The organism is Streptomyces sp. HUAS TT7 (assembly GCF_051550175.1).
In the GTDB taxonomy this organism is placed as follows: Bacteria; Actinomycetota; Actinomycetes; order Streptomycetales; family Streptomycetaceae; genus Streptomyces.
This window is the reverse complement of the sequence record NZ_CP196175.1, coordinates 3,695,910-3,717,556: the sequence shown is the minus strand read 5'-3', so window position 1 is coordinate 3,717,556 and position 21,647 is coordinate 3,695,910. Positions and strand designations below refer to the sequence as shown.

Here is a 21,647-nt window from a genome sequence, read left to right as displayed (position 1 = left end):
CTACGCCTCCTCGCCCCGCTCGCGGCGCTTCAGCTCTTCCTCCCGGCGCCGAAGATCCGCCTCCCAGTCCTTCAGCAGCGCCTCGTCCTTCTTGGTCCCCTCCCCGAGGGACGCGAGAAAGGCCGGGTTGTCGTCGGGGGCGGTCCAGCGCCCCCCAGGGCTCCCGCCGCGCACCTTCCCCGCGGCCAGCCACGCGACCGGCCCGATCAGAACCTCGCCGAAGAGCAGGATGATGATGATCCACACCACTTTGGGGAGGCCCTTGACCTCCTCCTCCGGGGTGTTGAGGCAGTCGATGAACGCGTAGATCCACAGCGCCAGGACCAGCAGGAACGGCAGATACCTGAGCATGGTTGGAGGGTCCCCCCGGGAACGGTTGCGGGCCGTGCCTCGGCCCCGGTGACCCGGCCAGGGTATCGGGTGCCCGATACTTGACCCCATGGCTTATGACGATCTCCGATCGCTGCTCAGGGCGCTGGAGCGCGAGGGCGACCTCAAGCGCATCAAGGCCGAGGTCGACCCGTATCTCGAAGTCGGCGAGATCGTCGACCGGGTCAACAAGGCCGGCGGCCCCGCCCTCCTCTTCGAAAACGTCAAGGGTGCCTCGATGCCCCTGGCCATGAACGTGTACGGCACCGACCGCCGCCTGCTCAAGGCGCTCGGCCTCACGTCGTACGAGGAGATCAGCGACAAGATCGGCGGGCTGCTCAAGCCGGAGCTGCCGCAGGGCTTCGTCGGCATCCGCGAGGCGTTCGGCAAGCTCGGCTCGATGGTGCACGTGCCGCCGAAGAAGGTGAAGCAGGAGGCCGCGCCCGTCCAGGAAGTCGTCCTGAAGGGCGACGACGTCGACCTCGACCAGCTGCCCGCGCTGTTCACCTGGCCCGAGGACGGCGGCTCCTTCTTCAACCTGGGCCTCACGCACACCAAGCACCCCGAGACCGGGGTCCGCAACCTCGGCCTCTACCGCCTCCAGCGCCACGACAAGCGCACCATCGGCATGCACTGGCAGATCCACAAGGACAGCCGCAACCACTACGCCGTCGCCGCCAAGAAGGGGGAGCGGCTGCCGGTCGCCATCGCCTTCGGCTGCCCGCCGGCCGTCACGTACGCCTCGACCGCGCCGTTGCCGGGCGACATCGACGAGTACCTCTTCGCCGGGTTCATCCAGGGCAAGCGGATCGAGATGGTCGACTGCAAGACGGTGCCGCTGCAGGTCCCGGCCAACGCCGAGGTCGTCATCGAGGGCTGGCTGGAGCCGGGCGAGATGCTGCCGGAGGGCCCGTTCGGCGACCACACCGGGTTCTACACCCCGCAGGAACCGTTCCCCGCGCTGACCATCGACTGCGTGACGATGCGCAGGCGCCCGCTGCTCCAGTCCATCGTGGTCGGCCGCCCGCCGACGGAGGACGGTCCCCTCGGCCGCGCCACCGAGCGGTTCTTCCTGCCGCTCCTCAAGATCATCGTGCCGGACATCGTGGACTACCACCTGCCGGAGTCGGGCGGCTTCCACAACTGCGCGATCGTCTCGATCGACAAGAAGTACCCCAAGCACGCCCAGAAGGTGATGCACGCGATCTGGGGCGCGCACATGATGTCGCTCACCAAACTGATCGTGATCGTGGACGCCGACTGCGACGTCCACAACCTGCACGAAGTGTCCTGGCGGGCCTTCGGGAACACCGACTACGCCCGCGACCTCACCGTCGTCGAAGGCCCGGTCGACCACCTCGACCACGCCTCCTACCAGCAGTTCTGGGGCGGCAAGGCGGGCATCGACGCGACCGCGAAGTGGCCCGAGGAGGGCTACACACGCGACGGCGGCTGGCCCGCGATGGTCGAGTCGGACCCGGACACGGCCGAACGGGTGACAAGGCGTTGGAAGGAATACGGACTGTGAGGTGCTGGCAGATGATGGAGAACGGCAGCGCGGAGCGCGGGTTTCCCCGCCGCCGCGGGGATGAACCGGAGTACGGACTCCAGTGAGCGCCTCCGCCGCAGCAGTTCCGCAACCGGGTCGTACCAAGGCGTTCCTCCGCCTGGTCATGATCGAGCACTCGGTCTTCGCGCTGCCCTTCGCCTACACCGCCGCGCTGACCGCGATGTTCCAGCTCGACAAGAACATCCACTGGGGGCGGCTGCTCCTGGTCACCGTAGCCATGGTCGGGCTCCGCACCTTCGCGATGGCCTGCAACCGGATCATCGACCGCGAGATCGACGCCCGTAACCCGCGCACCGCGGGCCGCGAGCTCGTCACCGGCGCGGTCTCGGTGCGCTCCGCGTGGACGGGCGCGCTCATCGCGCTCGTCGTCTTCCTCGGCGCGGCCGCCGCGCTCAACCCGCTGTGCCTGGCGCTCGCCCCCGTCGCGGTGATCCCGATGGTGGTCTATCCGTACGGGAAGCGGTTCACCAACTTCCCGCAGGCCATCCTCGGCATCGCGCAGGCGATGGGCCCGGTCGGCGCCTGGATCGCGATCACCGGCTCCTGGTCGTGGGACGCGGTGATCCTGGGTCTCGCCATCGGCATCTGGATCGGCGGTTTCGACCTGATCTACGCCTGCCAGGACGTCGAGGCCGACCGCGGCCACGGCGTGAAGTCGGTCCCGGCCCGCTTCGGCATCCCGGCCGCCATCCACGGTGCGCGCGGCTGCCACTCCGTGACGATGGCGCTGCTCGTCTGGTACGCCCTCGCCACCGGCGCCGGGTTCTTCTTCTGGCTGGGTCTGCTCATCGTGTTCGCGGCGTTCCTCTACGAGCACACGCTGGTCAAGCCGCACGACCTGTCGCGCCTCAACCGGGCGTTCTTCCAGGTCAACGGCTTCATCGGGATCGCCCTGTTCATCTGCGCGCTGCTCGACCTGCTGGTGCGGGGCCTGACGGTCTGACACCTGGACCGGACCTGCGGGCGGGCCGCCGGATAGGCTCGGACACGTGGAGCACGTGAACGTACACAGTCAGCAGCGCACGCCCTGGGTCGTCGGCGTGTCGGGTGCCTCGGGGACGCCGTACGCGGCGGCGGTGCTGCGTGCGCTGCTCGCGGCCGGGGAGAGCGTCGACCTGGTGGTTTCGCGGGCCTCGCGCCTGACGCTGCTCGACGAGACCGGCATCGCGTTCCGCGACGCGCACTGGCGGGACGACCTGCGGGCGTGGCTGGCGCGGGGCGCGGACGGGAAGCCGGACACCTTCGGGGCGCTCGACGTGTCGGACGTACGGCACTGGGCGGCCGGGGATCTGGCGGCCGGGCCCTCGTCGGGCTCGTACTCCGTGAAGGGGATGCTGATCGTGCCGGCGTCGACGGCCTGTGTGGCCGGGGTCGCGCTCGGGCTTTCGAAGGACCTGTTGCAGCGGGCCGCGAGCGTGACGCTCAAGGAGCGGCGGAAGCTGGTGGTCGCGGTGCGCGAGACGCCGTTGAACGGACAGACCCTCAAGCACCTGGTGACACTGGACGAGGCGGGCGCAGTGGTGCTGCCCGCCTCTCCGGCGTTCTACGCGGGGGCGACGCACATCCAGGATCTGGTGGACTTCGTCGCGGGGCGCGTACTGGATGCGGCAGGAGTGCCGCACGGCCTGTACCGCCGTTGGGAGGGAGAGCTCGGATCGGGGTCCCCCATGGTCGACCGGAGCCGAGACCTTGGGGGAGGCTCTCGCGAGAACTAGCGCTTCTTGGCGGTGCGCTTGGCGGCGCGGGGCTTCGTCGCGGAGGGCTGGTGGGCACGGGACCGGTTGGCCAGGTCCTGAAGCTCGCGCATCCGGGCGTAGGCCATCTCGATCGTGTACACGGTGACAACTCCTGAAAGATCGTCTTTGATCTGCTGGAAAATTATGCAAGCAGCTGAATGATTCGCAGGGTGTTGGCCCTGCATGCCTTAGATTCTACACTTAAACTCGCGGTATCGCTGAACAATGGAAGGCTTCAGGCATATGGACGCCGTCGATAGGCAGCTCATCCAGGCACTGCGCGAGAACGGCAGGGCCTCGTACGCGGAGCTGGGCCGGCTCGTCGGGCTCTCCGGCCCCAGCGTCACCGACCGCATCAACCGTCTGGAGGCCGCCGGTGTCATCACCGGATACCGCGCCACGGTCGACGCGGCCTCGCTCGGCCTCGGTGTCACCGCGCTGATCGGCATCTCGCTCTCCGACGCCGCCGACCACGAGGACGTGGCCCGGCGCCTGCGCGACCTCGCCGAGATCGAGGACTGCTGGTTCATCGCGGGCGACGACTCGTACATGCTCAAGATCCGGGCCGGTGACGTGGACGGCCTGGAGAAGACGATCCGCCGCCTCGGCTCCACCAAGGGCGTCTCGCGCACCCGCACCACGATCGTGCTCTCCACGAAGTGGGAGAACCGGGTCGGGGAACTTCCCGAGTAGGGCGGGGCGTACCTTTGGTGGAGCCTGAAAGACACACGTATGGGAGGCGGCCTTGATGGACGCGGGACTCAAGCGCGAGCTGGAGCAGAAGGTCCGGGCCGGTGAGCGGCTCAGCCGCGAGGACGGCATCGCGCTCTACGCGTCGGACGATCTGGCCTGGCTCGGCGGGCTCGCCCACGAGGTGCGCACGCGCAAGAACGGCGACGTCGTCCACTTCAACGTGAACCGTCACCTCAACATGACCAACGTGTGCACGGCGTCGTGCGCGTACTGCTCGTTCCAGCGCAAGCCGGGCGAGAAGGACGCGTACACGATGCGCATCGAGGAGGCCGTCCGCCTCGCCAAGGCGATGGAGAACGACAACCTCACCGAGCTGCACATCGTCAACGGGCTCCACCCGACGCTCCCTTGGCGCTACTACCCGCGCTCGCTCAAGGCCCTCAAGGAGGCGCTGCCGAACGTCGGCCTGAAGGCGTTCACGGCGACCGAGATCCACCACTTCGAGACGATCTCCGGGCTCAGCGCCTCCGAGATCCTCGACGAGCTCATCGACGCCGGTCTGGAATCACTGACCGGCGGCGGCGCGGAGATCTTCGACTGGGAGGTCCGCCAGCACATCGTGGACCACCGCACGCACTGGGAAGACTGGTCGCGCATCCACCGCCTCGCCCACGAGAAGGGGCTCAAGACCCCCTCGACCATGCTGTACGGGCACATCGAGGAGCCGCGCCACCGCGTCGACCATGTGCTGCGCCTGCGCGAGCTCCAGGACGAGACCGGCGGTTTCCAGGTCTTCATCCCGCTGCGCTACCAGCACGACTTCGTGGACATGCAGGACGGCAAGGTCCGCAACAAGCTCCAGGCGCGTACGACGATGGCGACGGGCGCCGAGTCGCTCAAGACCTTCGCGGTCTCCCGCCTCCTGTTCGACAACGTGCCGCACGTGAAGTGCTTCTGGGTCATGCACGGCCTGCAGACCACCCAGCTCGCGCTCCAGCACGGCGCGGACGACATGGACGGCTCGGTCGTCGAATACAAGATCACGCACGACGCCGACAACTACGGCACGCCGAACAAGCTGACCCGGGACGACCTGCTCGAACTCATCCGCGAGGCCGGCTTCCGCCCCGTGGAGCGCAACACGCGGTACGAGATCATCCGTGAGTACCCGGGCCCGGACGCTTCGCTGCGCGAAGCGCCGCAGCCGATGCGCTTCTGAGCGGGGCTCCGTGGCACTGACCTTCCAGCTCGACCCGCCGGTCACGCCCGCCCTGCGCGACGGGCTGCTCGGCCTGTGGACGGAGGTGTCCAACGCGGACGGGGCCGTCGGGTTCGTCCCGCCGGTCTCCGCCGAGGACGTACGGCCCGAACTGGTCAAGCACTTCGTGGCGATGGCCGAGGGGCGGATGCGGCTGCTCGTCGGGTTCGACGAGGCCGGGCGGGTCGCCGCCACCGCGTTCATCGCGTACAACACGCACCGCCTCATGACGCACTGGGTGTGGCTGTACACGGTCATGGTGCATCCCGTGCACCAGGGCAAGGGGTACGGCCGCGACCTGATGACGGCGACCGCCGACGCGGTACGGGGCCTCGACGGCATCGAGGCGATCCGGCTCACCTGCCGGGGCGGTACCGGTGTCGACCGGTTCTACGGCTCGTGTGGTTACAAGGAGGTCGGGCGGGTGCCCGGCGCGATCCGGGTTGCCGACGGGGACGACCGGGACGACATCATCATGCTGCTGCCCCTGACCTGAGGCCCGTGCCCGCTGAACTGATCCATTTGTGGGCGTGCTTCACTAGTCGGGCAGGGGCCACCGTAGAGAGAAGGTCAGTCGTGAACGCCGCAAAGCCGAGCGCCACCATCTGGTACACCATGCTGCGCGTGGGGATCTTCATCGGCAGCCTGGTCTTCGTCGGCCTGCTGGTCCAGTTCGGCGTGCTGCCGAAGGGGCTCGGCAACTCCAACTTCATCTGGGTGATCCTGCTCGCCCTCGTCATCTCCGCGCCGCTGAGCTTCGTCCTCCTGCGCAAGCAGCGCGACGCGATGTCCGTCCAGCTCGTGAACAAGGTGGAGAACGCCAAGGCGAAGCTGGAGGCGAACCGGTCGCAGGAGGACGGCGTCGTCCAGTAGCCGAGACGCCTCGCGTTAGGTAGTTCACACGCCTGGAAGGCCCGGCTCCGAAGCTCACCGCTTCGGAGCCGGGCCGTCGTTGTCTTCAGGCTCGGCTGGAGTGGCATCCGGTCATGCCGGGGTCATGTCGGTGTAAAAGAACTGCTTTGAGGTTCTCAAAGTTCAAGTGTTAACGTGTTCGACATGACGACAGCAGCTGTGCACCAGCACCCCACCGGCGGAGCCGTTCCGCTCGTGGCGCGTCTGCATGTCGACCTCTGCCGCTGCATGTCCGCGGTCTGTTGCCGCGACGTCTGACCCCGGCATCATGCGGCGGTGTCCCCAGCGTTACGTGACCGGTCCATGCTGACCAGTCCCTTGTGAACGGGCGCCGCGCTCCTCCGAACCGAACGTCTGCATGTCTGCACGTGCGGAACGCCTGAACCCGCTCACCAGGGAGTGTTTCCGTGTCCTCCGCGACCGCCCAGGAGAAGCCCAAGCGAGGCTTCTCCATATCGTCCAAGTTCCCCTTCTGGGCCCAGATCATCGCGGGTCTGGTGCTCGGTGGCCTGCTCGGCTGGCTGGCCCGCAGCCAGGACGTCGGCTGGCTCAAGGACACCCTTGAGCAGATAGGCAGCATCTTCGTCCAGCTCCTGAAGCTGGCCGTCGCGCCGCTCGTCTTCTTCGCGATCCTGGTGTCGATCACCAACCTGCGCAAGGTCAACAACGCCGCCCGGCTCGCCACGCGCACGCTGCTCTGGTTCATGATCACGTCGCTGATCGCGGTGGCCATAGGCCTCGTCATAGGCCTGCTCACCAACCCGGGTTCGGGCACGGGCCTGACCCCGAAGGACGGCAAGCTCCCGAAGCACACGGGCTCGTGGCTGGACTTCCTGACGGGCATCATCCCGACGGACGTGATCACACCCTTCACCGAACTGAACGTCCTGCAGATCGTCTTCATGGCCGCCGTCGCCGGCATCGCGCTGCTCCAGCTCGGGGAGAAGGCCAAGCCGATCCTCACGCTCAGCGAGGCCGTCCTCGAACTCCTCCAGAAGGCGCTGTGGTGGGTCATCCGGCTCGCCCCGCTCGGCACGCTCGGCCTCATCGGCTTCGCCATCGCCGACTACGGCTGGGACCTCATCGGCAAGTACGCCACCTTCACCGCCGACGTCTACATCGGCTGCGCCCTGGTGATGTTCGGGGTGTACCCGCTGCTGCTCGCCACCGTCGCCAAGGTCAACCCGCTCCAGTTCTTCAAGGGCGCCTGGCCGGCGATCCAGCTGGCCTTCGTCTCCCGCTCGTCGGTCGGCACGATGCCGCTGACGCAGAAGGTCACCGAGCGGCTCGGCGTGCCCAAGGAGTACGCGTCCTTCGCGGTGCCGTTCGGCTCGACCACCAAGATGGACGGCTGCGCCGCGATCTACCCGGCGCTGGCGGCGATCTTCATAGCCCAGATCTTCGACGTGCACCTGGGTATCGGCGACTACGTCCTGATCGCCTTCGTCTCGGTCATCGGCTCGGCGGCGACGGCGGGCCTGACGGGCGCCACGGTCATGCTGACCCTGACCCTCTCCACACTGGGCCTGCCCCTGGAGGGCGTCGGCCTCCTGATGGCCATCGACCCGGTCCTGGACATGATGCGCACGGCTACGAACGTGGCGGGCCAGGCGCTGGTGCCGGTCATCGTCTCGGCCCGGGAGAACATCCTGGACCGGGGGGCGTTCGACTCGGTGCACGTTTCTCCGGTCGACGACGACTACGACGTCCGCGAGGCGGAGCAGAAGGCGACCGTCCCGGCCGCTGCCTGAGCATCTCGCTCGACCTCGCTTCTGAGACGCCCGTGCCCTGCCTGTCGGGGTGCGGGCGTCTGGCGTTCGAGGCCGAGGCCCTTTCCGGGCGGATGGCCGAGCGCCCAGGTGGCTGGTCCCGGCCGCCCTCACGCACCTTGGCGCGGAGCCCACTTGACGGAGCCGAGCCCGCCGCTCAGGCCGCGCGTGAACCCGTATCCGGAAGCGCGGACGGACCGGATTCCCGCCGTACCGATGCGGCTGCCGAACGCATAAATGCACCCAAGTCGCGTATGGCCAGGCCGAGTTGAATTACGCCGGATCGGCTGGACGCATCCGTTACGTTCCCTCCACTCCACACCTAATGTGAGGGGGCTCGATCAGACCAGTACACCGTCCTGACCTGGAGGCTTTCATGCCGATCCTGCCCGATGGCGAGTACCTGATCAAGAACGCGGCCGAAGACCTGTACGCGGACGTCTCCGGCGGGAGCCCGCACCCCAACACGCCCGTCATCGGCTGGCCGCTCAGCAAGGAGCCGAACCAGAAGTGGCGGCTGACCTGCATCAACGGCATCAACGAGTACCAGATCAAGAGCTCGCTCAGCACCGGTGAGGCGTTCTTCGCGCTGAGCGCCCTGCGCATCTTCCCGCCGCGCATCGCGGTGCAGCCGTTCCCGGAGCGCTGGTCGATCGAACCCGTCGGCGAGCACCTGTACCGCATCGCCTTCCCGTACATGGACGGCGTCGTGACGCTCCCCGACGGCCAGAAGGGCACGCAGCTCACCCTGCAGCCCTTCGAGGGCCTCCGCTTCCAGAAGTGGATCTTCGAGCAGGCCTGAGTCGGGCCGTCAGCGCGGCCGCACCTCTTCCCGAAGGGGGTGCGGCCGCGTTGCTGTGTCCCGGCCGGGGCCGACACTCGCCGGCCCCCGGTAGCCGCCAGTCGGCATCCCGCATCGGCGCGCACGCCGCAATGACCGGTATGCAGAACGCCCTGCTCTGGGGCATCGTCCTGTTCCAGCTTCTCCTGTCCCAGCGCTACATCCACCACCGCATGGCCAGCAACCTCGGCCGGGTGGCCGCCGAGCATCTGGCGACCTGGCCGGTCCGGCTGATCATCATCGCCGGGTTCGCCGTGGTCGGGGCGATCGCCCTGGGCGTCTTCGACAAGATCCAGTGGAAGTGGCTCTCCACCGCCGGTGCGATCACGTATCCGCTGTACCTGATCCACATGTTCATCGGCATGACCCTCATCCACCACTTCCGCAACCGGCTCCCCGCCCCGGTCCTGGTGGTCTCGGGGACCAGAGCGGGGGAGGGGGGTCGCGTAAAGGGAAAGTCAAGGCCGACATACGATGCGGGGGGTCAATCCGGACTTTCTTGAGTATCTGGGGAATTGCATGAAGTTCACGCGCATATCGGCGCTCGTCGCCTCTGCGGCCATCGCGCCGGCCGTTCTGCTCGCCTCTCCGGCGTACGCCGCCGACGCCAAGGCGCCCGCCGTCTCGGCGCCGGACGCGGGGGCGAAGACTTCCGACGAGCAGGCGGTCGCGGACAAGGCGGAGATCCTGCGGCTGATGGCGGCCAAGGGCGCGGGGGCGGGCATCAAGGAAGAGGGGGCCAGGGCCATCTCCGGCGGACCGGCCGCCATGCGCAAGTTCCTTGAGGTGGGCCAGTTCATCGCGCGTGACGACGACAACCGGGTCGCGATCGCCCGGATCATCGGCACGGCCGACAAGGTCGGCCGGGGTGTCCGCGAGGCGGGCATGAAGGCGCTCGAAGGCACTCCGCAGGATCGAGTGAAGTTCCTTGAGGTGGGTCAGTTCAAGGCCCGCCTCGACGATGACCGGGTGCGCGTTCTCAGGATCATGCACACCGGCGGGCCTTCGGTGAAGGAAGCCGGGAGCAAGGCGCTGGACGCGAACACCCTTGAGGCCCTCACGGAGTTCCTTGAGGTCGGCCAGTTCAAGGCTCGCATCATCGACAACCGGGTGCTGGCCATGCAGATCATGAGTACCGGCGGACCCGCGGTGAAGGCGGCGGGCAAGAAGGCCCTCCTCGGCACCCCCGAAGACGTCCAGGCCTTCCTCGACAAGGGGCAGTACGAGGCCCGCAAGAAGGACGAGGCCGACGCCGCCGCGAAGGACAAGGGCAAGAAGGGCGAGGGGGAGAAGGGCGACGGCAAGGGCCGGCTCAAGCCTGACGCCGCCAAGGAGGGCGACAAGGGCACCGGTACTTCCACTGCCGACAAGGGTGGCAAGTCGATGACCGCCGCTGCCAAGAACGACCCGGCACCCGCCTCCGGCGGCACCTCCCTCGCCTCCACCGGGGCCGGTTCCGCGCTGCCGTGGGCCGCCGGCGGCACCGCCCTGGCGCTCGCCGGAGGCGCGGGCCTGCTGGTCGCCACGCGTCGCCGCCGCTCCACCGAGGGCTGAGGCGAGCGCCAACTCCCCGGCGCCGACCGGGAGTTGGTCGGCGCCGGGGAGCTGCGGCTCAGTGTGCCTTCGCCGAAGGCTCCTCGGAGGTGGCCGCCTTGGAACGACGCCCCAGCCGCTCCGCCGCACTCCGCCCCCGTGCCTCCAGCGGCAGCACCCCCGTCGCCGCCGCGAGGCCGAACGGGGGCATGTCCGCGTAGATCGACTCGTAGCCGCCCTCGGGCACGATGTACGTCTCGTGCCACAGGCCCACGTGCCCGCGCAGCTTGCCCTTGCGCTCCTTGCGGTTGAGGATCGCCCACGCCCGGTGGTGGAACATCTCCGGCGAGTGCGCGTAGGCGTACAGCTGCTCCTTGGACTCCCAGTACTGGACCACGTAGTACGTACGAGGTGACGCGGTGAGCAGGACGTGGCTGAGCAGACCGCGACTCCTGTCCTTGCCCAGTTCGCCGAGCATGCGGAACATGGCCAGGGCCACCGGAACCCACTGGTGCACCGCCCAGAAGTGGTTGACGCGCATCCCGATGAGCAGCACCACCACGTCCCCCTCGGCGGCGGCGGTCGTGCGGTTCACGGTCGGCTTGGCCTGCATGGTGCCTCCAGCTCCTCGGCAGATGGCTTCCTCGGCGGACAACTACCTTGTTGGATAACGGAGTTATCCAGAATCGATACCTTGGATAATGGCGTTGTCCGACGAGGGGTGCAAGGGATGCGGCTGGCCGAGTTGAGCGAGCGGAGCGGGGTCTCCGCCGCGATGATCAAGTACTACCTGCGCCAGGGCATGCTCGCGCCGGGACGCAAAGTGGGCGCCACCACGGCCGACTACGACGACAGCCACCTGCGCCGGCTCCGTCTCATCCGCGCCCTGGTCGAGGTCGGCCGGCTCCCGGTGGCCACGGCCAAGGAGGTCGTCGGGTACGTCGACGACGACTCCCTCGACCGCACCATCCGCCTCGGCGCCGCCCTGTGGGCCCTGCCCCACGGGCCCGATCCGGACGACGGCGATGAGGTTGTGGCCGCCGCCCGTGATGAAGTGTGCCGGCTGCTCGACATGCTGGGGTGGTCCACCGCCCGGGAGATCGGTGAACTCTCGCCCGATCACCGGGCGTTGATCGTCGCCGTCGCCACCCTCCGCCGGCTCGGCTATGCCTGGGACGCCGAGCTGATGGCCCCGTATGCCCAGCTCATGCACCAGGCCGCCGTCCGCGATCTCGACTTCGTCGAGACCCACCCCTCCGAGGCCGAGAAGGTCGAGGTCGCCGTCGCCGCGACCATCCTCTTCGACCCGATCCTGCGCGCCCTCCACCGCCTCGCCCAGCAGGAGGAGTCGGCACGGCGCTACGGGCTGTAGCGCCCGTATATGCGCCGAGCCCTTCCGCGGGGATCCCCGAGGAAGGGCTCAACCACACCTGAACCACTAGCAGTTGGAACTCGTCGGCCTGCCCGCGAACCTGTCCGCCAGCCAGTTCGCCGCCGGGACTCCGCCCACCGTCACCCCGCCGATGTGGCCGAGCAGCGGCAGTGCGTGCCACTCCACGTTCGCGTCCTTGGCGCACCAGTCCGAGCGGAGCTGCCGGCCCACCGCGTACGGGATCAGCTCGTCCACCGTGCCGTGGTAGAGGTACACCGGCGCGTCCGGGCGGTGCGTGCCGAGCTTCGACTCGGCCAGCCTGGCCTGCCAGTCCGGCTGTTGGAGCGGGTTCTTCACGGTCAGGTCGGTGACGTGCTTGAACGAGCCCACCGTCGTGTCGATCGCCACGCAGTTGTTCTTGAAGTAGTCGACCAGCGCCTTGCCCGCCGGGTTCAGGTAGGAATCGAGTTTCAGCTCGGGGAAGGCCGCGTTCTGGCCGGCCGCCGCCATGAAGATGAGGCCGGAGCCGAGGCCGCCGTCGTTGGACGCGGCCACCTTCATGAGGTCGGCCGGGACGCCGCCGGTCGCGGTGCCCTTCACCAGCAGGTCGGGGGCGTACGAGTCGTGCAGCTCGGCCGCCCAGCTGCTGGCCTGGCCGCCCTGCGAGTAGCCCATGATCCCCACGGGCGAGTCGGCGTCGACACCGGGGATGCCGAGGCGTTCGGCGGCGCGGGCCGCGTCCAGCATGGCGGTGCCCTCGGCCCGGCCGACCGTGTACGTGTGGTCGCCGGGCGTGCCCAGGCCCTCGTAGTCGGTGACCGCGACCGCCCAGCCCTTCTGCACGACCTGGTTGATCAGCGTGGCCTCGACGGCCGTCCCGTACGGGAAGTTGGCGCTCGGCGCGCACGAGTCGCCGAGCCCGACCGTGCCGACGGCGTACGTCACGACCGGGCGCGGGCCCGTACGGCCGTCGTTGGGCACGATGACCGTCCCGGAGACGACGTTCGGGCCGCCCTTGGCGTCGGTGGAGCGGTAGGTGATGTGCCAGGCCTTGGTGTTGGTCCACTGGCCTGGCAGCGGATGGAACTCGGTGGGGGACTGGGTGACGATGTCCCCGGGCGAGGCGGTCGCCGTGTCATCGGCGAACGCGGTGGGGGTGGCTGCCGACAGGAGGAGTGCGGCGGTGATGGCACCGGCCACTCGGGTACGGACGTGCATGCGGCTCTCCCAACGGTCCTATGGGGCGCGGGCAGTTGAGGAGAAGGTAGTGACTGACCGGTAGGTACGGAGCTGACCGTACCGCTCAGCTTCACTGACCCCTGTGGCCTTCAGCGGCCCGGCCGGTACGACCCCGGGGTCGCCCCTGTCCAGCGGCGGAACGCGCGGTGGAAGCTCGTGTCCTCCGCGAAGCCGAGGCGGGCCGCGATCTCCGCGATCGGCTCGCGGCCCTCCGCCAGGCCCGCGATCGCGGCATCGCGCCGCACCGCGTCCTTGAGCTGCTGGAACGATGTGCCCTCCTGCGCCAGGCGGCGGCGCAGAGTCGCCGGGGACATGGCGAGGCGGGCCGCCGTCTCGTCGAGGGTGGGCAGCCGGGGCGAGGCGCGCAGGGCGGCCGACAGGGCTCGGCCCACCTGCTCGCCCACGGTCGTCCCGTACGCGCGCCGGCTGAGCAGTTCGAAGGGGGAGCGGCGCAGCATCTGGCCGAGGGCCGCCTCGTCGCGGACGAGCGGGGCGGTCAGCCAGTGCGCGTCGAACACCGCCTCCGTGCGGGTGTCCCCGAACCGGACCGGGCAGCCGAAGAGCGACTCGTACTCGTCCTTGTGCGGGGGCGGCGGATAGCCGAACGCGGCGCGGGTCAGCGGGATGCGGCGGCCCACCAGCCAGCTGCACAGCCGGTGCCAGATGATCACCAGGCACTCGGCCAGGAACCGGTCCTCGTCCTGGCTCGCGAGGTCGCCCCGCACCGCGAACACCGCCTCGGGGCCGGTGATGTCGAGGGTGAGGTCGGGGCCGTGCGCGAACAGGCCGTAGAACGTGGTGCCGCGTCGCATCGCCCCGCCGAGGTCGCGGCAGCCGAGCACCGCGTAACACATCATCGCGAAGGTGCCGGGGCGGCTGGGGGCGCCGCCGAGCCCGAGGAACTCGTCCCCGGTCGCCCGGTACAGGGCCCGGAAGAGCTGCGCGAACTGGGCCGGGGTGACCCGCGCCCGGTCGTCGCCGAGCAGCAGCGGGGGGATGCCGGACGCCTGGAGCAGCGGCACGGTGTCGATGCCGTGCCGCTCCGCGCCGCGCAGCACGGCCCGCACATGGTGCACGGTGATCGTCGGCTTCGCCATGGTCAACGACGGTAGCGGGGTTGAGCGTTGAGGTCAGCCGGGGTGACGTTTCCCGTCATCCCGCGTGGCCCGGAACCGTACCTACCGTCGGATCATGACCCCCCAGAGCCCGTACGAGAGCCCGCGCCCCGAGACGCTCGCCCTGTTCACCGAGTGGGCGGCCGCGCGCCACCCGGACCGGCCGGCCCTCAGGTTCCGCGAGGCGGGCGGGGGCTGGGCGACGGTCACGTACGCCGGGCTGCGCGAGACCGTACGCCGCACCGCGCGCGGCCTGCTCGCGCTCGGCATAGAGGCCGGCGACCGGGTCGCGATCCTCGCCGAGACCCGCCCCGAGTGGACGTACGCGCACTTCGCCTGCCTGGCGGCGGGCGCGGTGGTGGTGCCGGTGTACCCGACGGCGGGCGACGAGGAGGCCACCTGGGTCCTCGCCGACTCCGCCGCGAAGGCGGTCATCTGCGAGGGTCCCGCGGAGGCGGCCCGCGTGGAGGGGCTGCGCGGGGGCCTTCCCGCGCTCGCTCACGTCCTGCTGATGACGGGGGAGGGGCTGCCCGGCGGGTCCGCGGTGCCGCTCGTGGATCTCGCGGCCCGGGGCGAGTCCGTGCCGCCCGACGAGCTGTCGGCCCGTTCCGCGGCCGTCCGCCCCGGCGACGACGCCGAGCTCGTCTACACCTCCGGGACCACCGGCCTGCCCAAGGGCTGCCGGCTCACCCACGGCAACATGGGCGCGGTCCAGGACGCGACCCTGAACCTCATCGAGGGTGGCCCCGGCGACCGCACGTACCTCTACCTGCCCCTCGCGCACCTGCTGGCCCAGCTGATCCAGTTCTCGACGCTGCTCTACGGCGGCGAGCTCTGCTACTTCGGCGGCCGCATCGAGGACGTGGTCGGCGAGCTCGCCGAGGCGCAGCCGACCCATCTCCCCTCCGTACCGCGCCTCTTCGAGAAGGTCTACTCGGTCGTGCGCTCGCTCGCCGAGGCGACGGAGGGAGGCGGCGAGCGGTTCGACGCGGCGGTCGCGATCGGCGTCCTCGCGGCGGACGGGCAGCTTCCGCCCGAGCGGCAGAGCGCGTACGAGGCCGCCGACGCCTCGCTGTTCAGCCTGGTCAGAGCGGCCTTCGGCGGACGGCTCCGCTGGGCGCTGACCGGCGGCGCCCCGATCGACCCGGCGATCCTGGACTTCCTGCGGGCCTGCGGAATCCAGGTCTTCGAGGGGTACGGGATGACCGAGTCCGCGGGCGTGATCTCGCTCAACCACCCCGGGGCGGTGCGGTACGGGACGGTGGGGCGGCCGGTCTCGGGGTGCGAGGTGAAGATCGCCTACGACGAGGAAGTGCTGGCCCGGGGGCCGATGATCTTCCCCGGGTACCACGCGAACGCCCTGGGCACGGCGGAGGCGCTAGATGCGGACGGATGGCTGCACACGGGGGATCTGGGGGTGCTGGACGCGGACGGTTACCTGACGATCACCGGCCGCAAGAAGGACCTGATCATCACGTCCGCCGGGAAGAACCTCACGCCCTCGCACGTGGAGCTGGCCATCGAGCGGGCCCGGATCGTCTCGCACGCGGTGATGGTGGGGGATCGGCGGCCGTATCCGGTCGCGCTGATCACGGTGGATGCGGAGGAGACGGCGGGGCGGGGTGCGGACGAGGTCCGCGAGCTCGTGCGGGCGGCGGTCGAGGCGGCCAATGCGCAGGTGTCCCGGCCCGCGCGGATTCGGGGGTTCGCGGTTCTGCCGCGGGATTTTTCCGTGGAGCGGGGTGAGCTGACGCCCACGTTGAAGGTGCGGAGGAAGGCGGTTCTGGAGCGGTACGCGGCCGAGATCGAGGGGCTTTACCGCTGAGCGGGGCCGCGGGGGTGGTTCGCTTTCGGGTGCGGGCCGTCTGTGGCTGCTCGCGCAGTTCCCCGCGCCCCTTATCGGGTCCGATGTCGGCTGCGGGCCGTGCTTGGCTGCTCGCGCAGTGCCTCGCGCCCCTGGCGGCATGCGGTGACGCCCGCTGCAAAAGGCAGGAGCCCCTGTCCTGACGGACGGGGCTCCTTGGGTACTGCTAAGTCAGCGATCGCCAACCCGGGCAAGTTAGGCCGGGGTGACGTTCTCCGCCTGCGGGCCCTTCGGGCCCTGGGTGACGTCGAAGTTCACGACCTGGTTCTCCTCCAGGGAGCGGAAACCAGACGCGTTGATCGCGGAGTAGTGGACGAAGACATCCGGGCCGCCGCCGTCCTGGGCGATGAAGCCGAAGCCCTTTTCAGCGTTGAACCACTTCACGGTTCCGGTAGCCATAAGCCCTCCTTGGGCCAAAGGGTTGCCCTGCTCCAGAACCTGCAAACAAGTCTGAAAACTACAAAAGCCTGCGGGTTACATGCTCCGCAGGCTCTGTACTGCAAGGGAAACCAAACTGCAACTTGCGCTGAGCGTAGCACGCAGCTCAGGTGCTGCGGTAGAGGGAAAGATCACTCCACCCGGACGTTTGACCGGAGGCTGAGCAGGTGATCAGGCCCACCCGCGAGGCACCCCGTACGGCCCAGCCGGGACACCCCCGCAGCGCCCCCGCAGAGCCCCCGGCAGGGCCCGGCGGAGTCCACGGACTGGGACGGGTCTAGCCTCGCCATGTGGACAATTCAACCAGCCCCCAGCACCGCGGCGGCCGGCCGCGCGTCGGTCACATCCAGTTCCTCAACTGCCTGCCCCTGTACTGGGGCCTGGCGCGGACGGGGACGCTGCTCGACCTGGAGCTGACCAAGGACAGCCCGGAGAAGCTCAGCGAGCAGCTGGTGAACGGTGACCTGGACATCGCGCCGATCACCCTCGTGGAGTTCCTGCGCAACGCCGACGACCTGGTCGCCTTCCCCGACATCGCGGTCGGCTGCGACGGGCCGGTCATGTCCTGCGTGATCGTCTCGCAGCGTCCCCTGGAGGACCTGGACCGGGCCCGGGTCGCGCTCGGGTCCACCTCGCGGACCTCCGTACGCCTGGCGCAGCTGCTGCTCGCCGAGCGGTACCAGGTGGCCCCCGACTACTACACGTGCCCGCCCGACCTCGGCCTGATGATGCGCGAGGCCGACGCCGCCGTGCTGATCGGGGACGCCGCGCTGCGGGCCTCGCTGCACGACGCCCCGCGGCTCGGGCTCCAGGTCCACGACCTGGGCACGATGTGGAAGGAGTGGACGGGGCTGCCGTTCGTCTTCGCCGTGTGGGCGGCCCGCAAGGACTACCTGGCCCGCGAGCCCCGCGTCGTACAGCAGGTGCACGAGGCGTTCCTCGCGTCCCGGGACCTCTCCCTGGAGGAGGTGGGCAAGGTGGCGGAGCAGGCCGCGCGCTGGGAGGTGTTCGACGCCGAGCTCCTGGAGCGCTACTTCACGACGCTGGACTTCCGCTTCGGGGACCAACAGCTCGAAGGCGTACGGGAGTTCGCCAGGCGGACGGGTCCGACCACCGGGTTCCCCGCGGATGTGAACGTGGAGCTGCTCGCTCCGTAAAGCTCGCTCCATAAGGAGCGTCAGCCGGTTCAGGAGGACGGGATCGGGGCGAGCATCTGCTTGCTGATCCACTCCATGGTCCCCTCGCCCATGCCCTTCACGTAGGTGTGGGCGTTGTGGGTGCCGCCCTGGATCAGCTGGAGGCGGGTCTTCACCGGGCCCTTGCCGTACGTGTCGATGAACTTCTTCACGTTCGGCACGACGGTGCCTTCCTTGGTGCCCACCTGGAAGGCGAGCGCGACCTCGGGGCCGCTCTTGTCGATCAGGTCCTGGGCCAGCTTCTCCGGGTTGTTCGCCTGCTTCTCGGCCTCGTGGCCGGCCCACAGCGGGGAGTCCGGCACGGTGTCCGGGCCCGAGGCGATCGCGGCCTTGAACAGGTCGGGCCGCTTGAGCACCGACTTCAGGCCGACGAAGCCGCCCGACGAGGAGCCCATGAAGGCCCAGCCGTCACGGGACTTGAACGTGCGGAAGTTGGCCCGCACCAGGTCCGGCACGTCCTCGGTCATCCAGGTGCCCATCTTCGGCTGGCCCGGTATGTCGCTGCCGTCGTAGTAGTGCTTGGCGTCCGGGTTGAGGACCGGCATGACCACGATGAACGGCAGGCTCTTGCCCGTCCTGGACCACTCGCTGATGCTGCTCTGCAGTTTGAGGTCGGTGCCCATCCAGTAGTTCTTGGGATAACCGTTTCCGCCGGGCAGCGCGATGAGTACCGGGAAGCCGCTGTTCCGGTACTTCTCCTCGAAGTACTGCTTCGGCGCCCACACCCACACCTTGCCCGTGAACCCGGACTTGGCGCCCTTGAGCGTGGTCACGCCGATCTTGGTGCCGTCGTCGAGGCTGCTCTGCGTGGTGAACTCGGCCTTCGGGCCGGTCGGCAGGAGCGTCTGCGCGGCCGCGCCGTTCTTCGCGGAGGCGTCGTCGTCCTTCTTCTGCCCGCCCTGCGCCGAGGCGCCCGAGGACGGGCTGCTGCTGCTCGGCCCCGAGTCGAAGCTGACCGGCTTGCCCTCGTCGGAGCAGCCGGAGACCAGCACGACCGAGCCGATGGCGGCGGCTGCTATCAGAGCGGCAGGGCGGCGACGGTTCATTCGGGGCTCCGTGAATCTGGCTGAGGGCGGCGGCATTTTGGGCGATTAAGCATGAACTACGCCAGTCAAGAGGGCGGAACCCGCTCTTCGGTTCGCTCATGTAAGCATCGGATCAGTCTCGGTTGAGGGTGATCCCGCGCACGTACGGCTCTACGCTGCTGTGCGACCGGCTTGACCAGGGTGGGCGTTGGGGGAGCACCGCGATGCAGTCTTTGCAGCCGCTGGAAGCGGGCGAACCGCAGACGATCGGTGCCTACCGGCTGCTCGGCCGGCTCGGTGCGGGCGGCATGGGCCGCGTGTACCTGGGCCGCAGTGCGGGCGGCCGCACGGTCGCGGTCAAGGTGGTGCACCCGCACTTCGCCCTCGACGAACAGTTCCGGGCCCGCTTTCGGCACGAGGTCGAGGCGGCCCGGCGGGTCGGCGGCGACTGGACCGCGCCGGTCCTCGACGCGGACCCGGAGGCGCCGGTTCCGTGGGTGGCGACGGGCTATGTGGCGGGCCCCTCGCTGACCCAGGCCGTCATGGACCGCGGCCCGCTCCCCGGCCATTCGGTACGGGTCCTGGGCGCCGGCCTCGCCGAGGCCCTCGCCGCGGTGCACGCGCTCGGCCTGGTCCACCGCGATGTGAAGCCGTCGAACGTGCTGCTCACCCTCGACGGGCCCCGCCTCATCGACTTCGGCATCGCCCGCGCCACCGACGGCACCGCCTCGCTGACCGCGACCGGTGTCTCCATCGGCTCGCCCGGCTACATGTCGCCCGAGCAGATCCTCGGCCGGGGCGTCACCGGCGCCGCCGACGTGTTCTCGCTCGGCGCGGTCCTCGCGTACGCGGCGACCGGCGAGCCGCCCTTTCCCGGCGACTCCTCGGCGGCCCTCCTCTACAAGGTGGTGCACGAGTCGCCCGAGCTGGGCGCGGGCCTCACCGGCGAGCTGCGCGACGCGGTCGGAGCCTGCCTCGCCAAGAACCCGGCCGACCGCCCGACCCCCGCCGCCCTCGCGGCCCGCCTCGCCCCGTCCGGAGCGGCGGCGCTGGTGCGGGACGGCTGGCTGCCGGGCCCGCTGGTGGAGGAGGTCAGCCGGTCCGCGGTCCGGCTGCTCGACCTGGAGCCCGAGGAGTCGGTGAGCGGCTCGGGGCCGATCCCGTTCAGCAGCCCGGCGGTCGGAGGCGGCACGGGTCCCGCGTCCGGATCCGCGGGAGCCTTCGGCCCGCCGGACGCCTCGTACGGCAGGGACGCGGCCCCGTTCCCCGGCCCCCGCACGCCCCCGCCGCCCACGGCCCCGCCGGGACCGGTGGACAAGGGCCCGCGCGTAGCCCTCTCCGTGGCGACCGCCGCCGAACCCGGCGAACGCGGCCGGGGCCGCAAGGTCAGCTGCACGGTGGCCCTCGCGGTGGCGGGCGCGCTGGCCGCCGTCACGGTCGGCGCGGCCTTCCTCTTCGACATGCTGCCGGGCGGCGACAGTACGAAAAACACGGGCGCGAAGCCGCCCGCTTCGAGCGGTGCCACGGGCGCGCCCGAGCCGGGGACGCAGGCCCCGACCGACGCCGCGACCCCCTCGGGTTCGCCGTCCGGAACCCAACTGGCCGAATTGCCGAGCCAGTTCATCGGAACCTGGCAGGGCCCGACCACGGAACAGAGCACCGGCCAGCCGCACGGCACGGTCACCGCCGTCTTCACGGCGGGCAGCACCGGGAGCGATGTCGCCCTGACGACCTCGACGATCGACGTGCTGGGTACGAAGGTGGAGTGCCACGGCGTGGGCAAGCTGCTCTTCGGCACGGCGGGCGAGGTGCACATCGAGGAGCGCACCGACCCGCGCAAGCCTGGCACCGCGGGCCTGTGCACCACCGGCACCGCCGAACTGGTCTTCACCCTCGGCAGCGACGGCAAGCTCACCTACCAGTCCGAGGAGGCGGCCGCCGGAAAGCCGTCCGGCATCCTGACGAAGCAGTGAACGGGCTCGACCCGGTGAACGGGTCTCTCGTCGCCGGGGCCGCGCTGTGGGGCGCGGCCGCCGGAGTGCTGCTGCCCCGCCCGGCGTACCGGCTCTCCGTCGAACCCGGCCAGCCGTGGCGGTCCGCGGTCCCCGACGGGCGGCCGTTCACCGGTCCGGCCCGGGGCTGGCTCGGGGCCGCTCGTGGGTACGGGCCCTCGACCCCGGGTCTCGCGGTGCTGACCTCGCTGGCCTGTGCGGGGCTCGCCTTCACCACCGGCGCCCGCCCGGAGCTGTTGGTGTGGCTGCTGCTCGCGCCGGTGGCCGTGCTGCTCGGGGTTGTCGATCGGGGCGTACACCGGCTGCCCGATGTGCTGACCTTGCCGTTCGCCCTCGCTGCCACCCTGCTGCTCGGGCTCGCCTCGCTGCTGCCGGGGCACGCGGGGGCCTGGACCACGGCTCTGCTCGGTGAACTCGCCCTGGGCGGTGGGTACTTGGTGCTTGTGCTGATCAACCCGGCGGGCATGGGCCTCGGCGACGCCAAGCTCGCGCTCGGGCTCGGGGCCGTCCTCGGGTGGTACGGCTGGCCGGTGCTCTTCACGGGAGCTCTGCTCGGTCTCGTACTCGGCGCGGTCTACGGGGGCGGTCTTCTGGTGCTGCGAAGGGCGAACCGTACGGCCGCGTTCCCGCTCGGCCCCTTCCTCGTCGCCGGGGCCTTCGGCGGCCTGCTCCTCGGCGGGCTCGGCGGATAGGGAGGCCGTCGGC

Annotated in this window: 23 protein-coding genes; 16 read left to right on the top strand and 7 right to left on the bottom strand. The window is 69.9% G+C overall.

The window, feature by feature from the left end; translation table 11 throughout:
* Positions 1 to 351 carry a PLD nuclease N-terminal domain-containing protein gene (locus tag ACSHXC_RS16680; protein ID WP_438292356.1) on the bottom strand — a complete coding sequence of 117 codons (351 nt, stop codon included), beginning with the start codon at positions 349 to 351 and terminating at the stop codon, positions 1 to 3.
* Between the two features lie 88 nt (positions 352 to 439).
* Between ACSHXC_RS16680 and ACSHXC_RS16675 the strand changes: the two genes are divergently transcribed.
* The 3 genes from ACSHXC_RS16675 (at position 440) to ACSHXC_RS16665 (ending at position 3,654) form a co-directional block, all read left to right on the top strand.
* A complete protein-coding gene (locus ACSHXC_RS16675; protein WP_438292355.1) occupies positions 440 to 1,897 on the top strand; it encodes a menaquinone biosynthesis decarboxylase in 1,458 nt (485 codons plus the stop codon).
* 82 nt (positions 1,898 to 1,979) lie between these two features.
* Positions 1,980 to 2,882, top strand: coding sequence for a menaquinone biosynthesis prenyltransferase MqnP (mqnP, locus tag ACSHXC_RS16670; RefSeq protein ID WP_438292354.1), 903 nt, complete (start codon positions 1,980 to 1,982; stop codon positions 2,880 to 2,882).
* A gap of 46 nt (positions 2,883 to 2,928) precedes the next feature.
* Positions 2,929 to 3,654, top strand: coding sequence for a UbiX family flavin prenyltransferase (locus tag ACSHXC_RS16665; protein ID WP_438292353.1), 726 nt, complete (start codon positions 2,929 to 2,931; stop codon positions 3,652 to 3,654).
* Here ACSHXC_RS16665 and ACSHXC_RS16660 read toward each other — a convergent pair.
* Positions 3,651 to 3,776, bottom strand: coding sequence for a hypothetical protein (locus ACSHXC_RS16660; RefSeq protein WP_264199000.1), 126 nt, complete (start codon positions 3,774 to 3,776; stop codon positions 3,651 to 3,653). The two genes, ACSHXC_RS16665 and ACSHXC_RS16660, sit on opposite strands and share 4 nt — an antisense overlap.
* 142 nt (positions 3,777 to 3,918) lie before the next feature.
* On the opposite strand from ACSHXC_RS16660, the gene ACSHXC_RS16655 reads away from it, so the two are divergent.
* The 8 genes from ACSHXC_RS16655 to ACSHXC_RS16620 all read left to right on the top strand — a co-directional run bounded on the left by ACSHXC_RS16655 (position 3,919) and on the right by ACSHXC_RS16620 (position 10,702).
* Complete coding sequence (locus ACSHXC_RS16655) at positions 3,919 to 4,368, top strand: Lrp/AsnC family transcriptional regulator (RefSeq protein ID WP_053728817.1); 450 nt, start codon at positions 3,919 to 3,921, stop codon at positions 4,366 to 4,368.
* Positions 4,369 to 4,423: 55 nt separating this feature from the next.
* Positions 4,424 to 5,587 carry an aminofutalosine synthase MqnE gene (gene mqnE, locus ACSHXC_RS16650; RefSeq protein WP_438292352.1) on the top strand — a complete coding sequence of 388 codons (1,164 nt, stop codon included), beginning with the start codon at positions 4,424 to 4,426 and terminating at the stop codon, positions 5,585 to 5,587.
* 10 nt (positions 5,588 to 5,597) lie between these two features.
* Positions 5,598 to 6,122: an N-acetyltransferase family protein gene (locus ACSHXC_RS16645; RefSeq protein WP_438292351.1), complete on the top strand. Its 525-nt coding sequence runs from the start codon at positions 5,598 to 5,600 to the stop codon at positions 6,120 to 6,122.
* Positions 6,123 to 6,202: 80 nt separating this feature from the next.
* A complete protein-coding gene (locus tag ACSHXC_RS16640) occupies positions 6,203 to 6,499 on the top strand; it encodes a DUF4229 domain-containing protein (RefSeq protein WP_438292350.1) in 297 nt (98 codons plus the stop codon).
* Positions 6,500 to 6,945: 446 nt separating this feature from the next.
* Positions 6,946 to 8,289 carry a dicarboxylate/amino acid:cation symporter gene (locus tag ACSHXC_RS16635; RefSeq protein WP_438292349.1) on the top strand — a complete coding sequence of 448 codons (1,344 nt, stop codon included), beginning with the start codon at positions 6,946 to 6,948 and terminating at the stop codon, positions 8,287 to 8,289.
* A gap of 394 nt (positions 8,290 to 8,683) precedes the next feature.
* Positions 8,684 to 9,109, top strand: coding sequence for an RICIN domain-containing protein (locus tag ACSHXC_RS16630; RefSeq protein WP_438292348.1), 426 nt, complete (start codon positions 8,684 to 8,686; stop codon positions 9,107 to 9,109).
* 131 nt (positions 9,110 to 9,240) lie between these two features.
* Positions 9,241 to 9,651, top strand: coding sequence for a hypothetical protein (locus tag ACSHXC_RS16625; protein ID WP_438292347.1), 411 nt, complete (start codon positions 9,241 to 9,243; stop codon positions 9,649 to 9,651).
* A 16-nt stretch (positions 9,652 to 9,667) separates the two neighbouring features.
* A complete protein-coding gene (locus ACSHXC_RS16620) occupies positions 9,668 to 10,702 on the top strand; it encodes an ALF repeat-containing protein (protein WP_438292346.1) in 1,035 nt (344 codons plus the stop codon).
* A 58-nt stretch (positions 10,703 to 10,760) separates the two neighbouring features.
* On the opposite strand, the gene ACSHXC_RS16615 is transcribed toward ACSHXC_RS16620, so the two are convergent.
* Entirely contained in the window at positions 10,761 to 11,294 is a 534-nt protein-coding gene (locus tag ACSHXC_RS16615; protein WP_438292345.1) for a DUF4188 domain-containing protein, read from the bottom strand.
* Between the two features lie 117 nt (positions 11,295 to 11,411).
* On the opposite strand from ACSHXC_RS16615, the gene ACSHXC_RS16610 reads away from it, so the two are divergent.
* Positions 11,412 to 12,053 (top strand): MerR family transcriptional regulator, encoded by a 642-nt coding sequence (locus tag ACSHXC_RS16610; RefSeq protein ID WP_438292344.1) that lies wholly within the window; start codon positions 11,412 to 11,414, stop codon positions 12,051 to 12,053.
* A gap of 66 nt (positions 12,054 to 12,119) precedes the next feature.
* Here the strand turns inward: ACSHXC_RS16610 and ACSHXC_RS16605 are convergent, their stop codons facing one another.
* Positions 12,120 to 13,271: a lipase family protein gene (locus ACSHXC_RS16605; protein ID WP_438292343.1), complete on the bottom strand. Its 1,152-nt coding sequence runs from the start codon at positions 13,269 to 13,271 to the stop codon at positions 12,120 to 12,122.
* Between the two features lie 110 nt (positions 13,272 to 13,381).
* Positions 13,382 to 14,389, bottom strand: a complete 1,008-nt coding sequence (locus ACSHXC_RS16600) for an AraC family transcriptional regulator (protein ID WP_438292342.1) — start codon at positions 14,387 to 14,389, stop codon at positions 13,382 to 13,384.
* Between the two features lie 94 nt (positions 14,390 to 14,483).
* Between ACSHXC_RS16600 and ACSHXC_RS16595 the strand changes: the two genes are divergently transcribed.
* A complete protein-coding gene (locus ACSHXC_RS16595; protein ID WP_438292341.1) occupies positions 14,484 to 16,232 on the top strand; it encodes an AMP-dependent synthetase/ligase in 1,749 nt (582 codons plus the stop codon).
* Between the two features lie 234 nt (positions 16,233 to 16,466).
* Here ACSHXC_RS16595 and ACSHXC_RS16590 read toward each other — a convergent pair whose 3' ends face one another.
* Complete coding sequence (locus tag ACSHXC_RS16590) at positions 16,467 to 16,670, bottom strand: cold-shock protein (RefSeq protein WP_003967102.1); 204 nt, start codon at positions 16,668 to 16,670, stop codon at positions 16,467 to 16,469.
* A gap of 329 nt (positions 16,671 to 16,999) precedes the next feature.
* Here ACSHXC_RS16590 and ACSHXC_RS16585 point away from each other — a divergent pair, with 329 nt between their 5' ends.
* Positions 17,000 to 17,866, top strand: a complete 867-nt coding sequence (locus ACSHXC_RS16585) for a menaquinone biosynthetic enzyme MqnA/MqnD family protein (RefSeq protein WP_438292340.1) — start codon at positions 17,000 to 17,002, stop codon at positions 17,864 to 17,866.
* Between the two features lie 29 nt (positions 17,867 to 17,895).
* Here ACSHXC_RS16585 and ACSHXC_RS16580 read toward each other — a convergent pair whose 3' ends face one another.
* Complete coding sequence (locus ACSHXC_RS16580) at positions 17,896 to 18,951, bottom strand: alpha/beta hydrolase (RefSeq protein ID WP_438292339.1); 1,056 nt, start codon at positions 18,949 to 18,951, stop codon at positions 17,896 to 17,898.
* A 212-nt stretch (positions 18,952 to 19,163) separates the two neighbouring features.
* Between ACSHXC_RS16580 and ACSHXC_RS16575 the strand changes: the two genes are divergently transcribed.
* Both ACSHXC_RS16575 and ACSHXC_RS16570 read left to right on the top strand, forming a co-directional pair.
* Positions 19,164 to 20,903, top strand: a complete 1,740-nt coding sequence (locus ACSHXC_RS16575) for a serine/threonine-protein kinase (protein ID WP_438296623.1) — start codon at positions 19,164 to 19,166, stop codon at positions 20,901 to 20,903.
* Complete coding sequence (locus tag ACSHXC_RS16570; RefSeq protein WP_438292338.1) at positions 20,900 to 21,634, top strand: prepilin peptidase; 735 nt, start codon at positions 20,900 to 20,902, stop codon at positions 21,632 to 21,634. Before ACSHXC_RS16575 ends, ACSHXC_RS16570 begins: the two co-directional genes overlap by 4 nt.
* The last annotated feature ends 13 nt before the right edge of the window (positions 21,635 to 21,647 follow it).

Coding starts and splice junctions, on each gene's coding strand:
- ACSHXC_RS16600 (WP_438292342.1), bottom strand. CDS start 14,389: ATGGCGAAGCCGACGATCACCGTGCACCATGTGCGGGCCGTGCTGCGC.
- ACSHXC_RS16630 (WP_438292348.1), top strand. CDS start 8,684: ATGCCGATCCTGCCCGATGGCGAGTACCTGATCAAGAACGCGGCCGAA.
- ACSHXC_RS16590 (WP_003967102.1), bottom strand. CDS start 16,670: ATGGCTACCGGAACCGTGAAGTGGTTCAACGCTGAAAAGGGCTTCGGC.
- ACSHXC_RS16620 (WP_438292346.1), top strand. CDS start 9,668: ATGAAGTTCACGCGCATATCGGCGCTCGTCGCCTCTGCGGCCATCGCG.
- ACSHXC_RS16605 (WP_438292343.1), bottom strand. CDS start 13,271: ATGCACGTCCGTACCCGAGTGGCCGGTGCCATCACCGCCGCACTCCTC.
- mqnE (WP_438292352.1), top strand. CDS start 4,424: ATGGACGCGGGACTCAAGCGCGAGCTGGAGCAGAAGGTCCGGGCCGGT.
- ACSHXC_RS16595 (WP_438292341.1), top strand. CDS start 14,484: ATGACCCCCCAGAGCCCGTACGAGAGCCCGCGCCCCGAGACGCTCGCC.
- ACSHXC_RS16615 (WP_438292345.1), bottom strand. CDS start 11,294: ATGCAGGCCAAGCCGACCGTGAACCGCACGACCGCCGCCGCCGAGGGG.
- ACSHXC_RS16580 (WP_438292339.1), bottom strand. CDS start 18,951: ATGAACCGTCGCCGCCCTGCCGCTCTGATAGCAGCCGCCGCCATCGGC.
- ACSHXC_RS16655 (WP_053728817.1), top strand. CDS start 3,919: ATGGACGCCGTCGATAGGCAGCTCATCCAGGCACTGCGCGAGAACGGC.
- ACSHXC_RS16610 (WP_438292344.1), top strand. CDS start 11,412: ATGCGGCTGGCCGAGTTGAGCGAGCGGAGCGGGGTCTCCGCCGCGATG.
- ACSHXC_RS16625 (WP_438292347.1), top strand. CDS start 9,241: ATGACCGGTATGCAGAACGCCCTGCTCTGGGGCATCGTCCTGTTCCAG.
- ACSHXC_RS16675 (WP_438292355.1), top strand. CDS start 440: ATGGCTTATGACGATCTCCGATCGCTGCTCAGGGCGCTGGAGCGCGAG.
- ACSHXC_RS16680 (WP_438292356.1), bottom strand. CDS start 351: ATGCTCAGGTATCTGCCGTTCCTGCTGGTCCTGGCGCTGTGGATCTAC.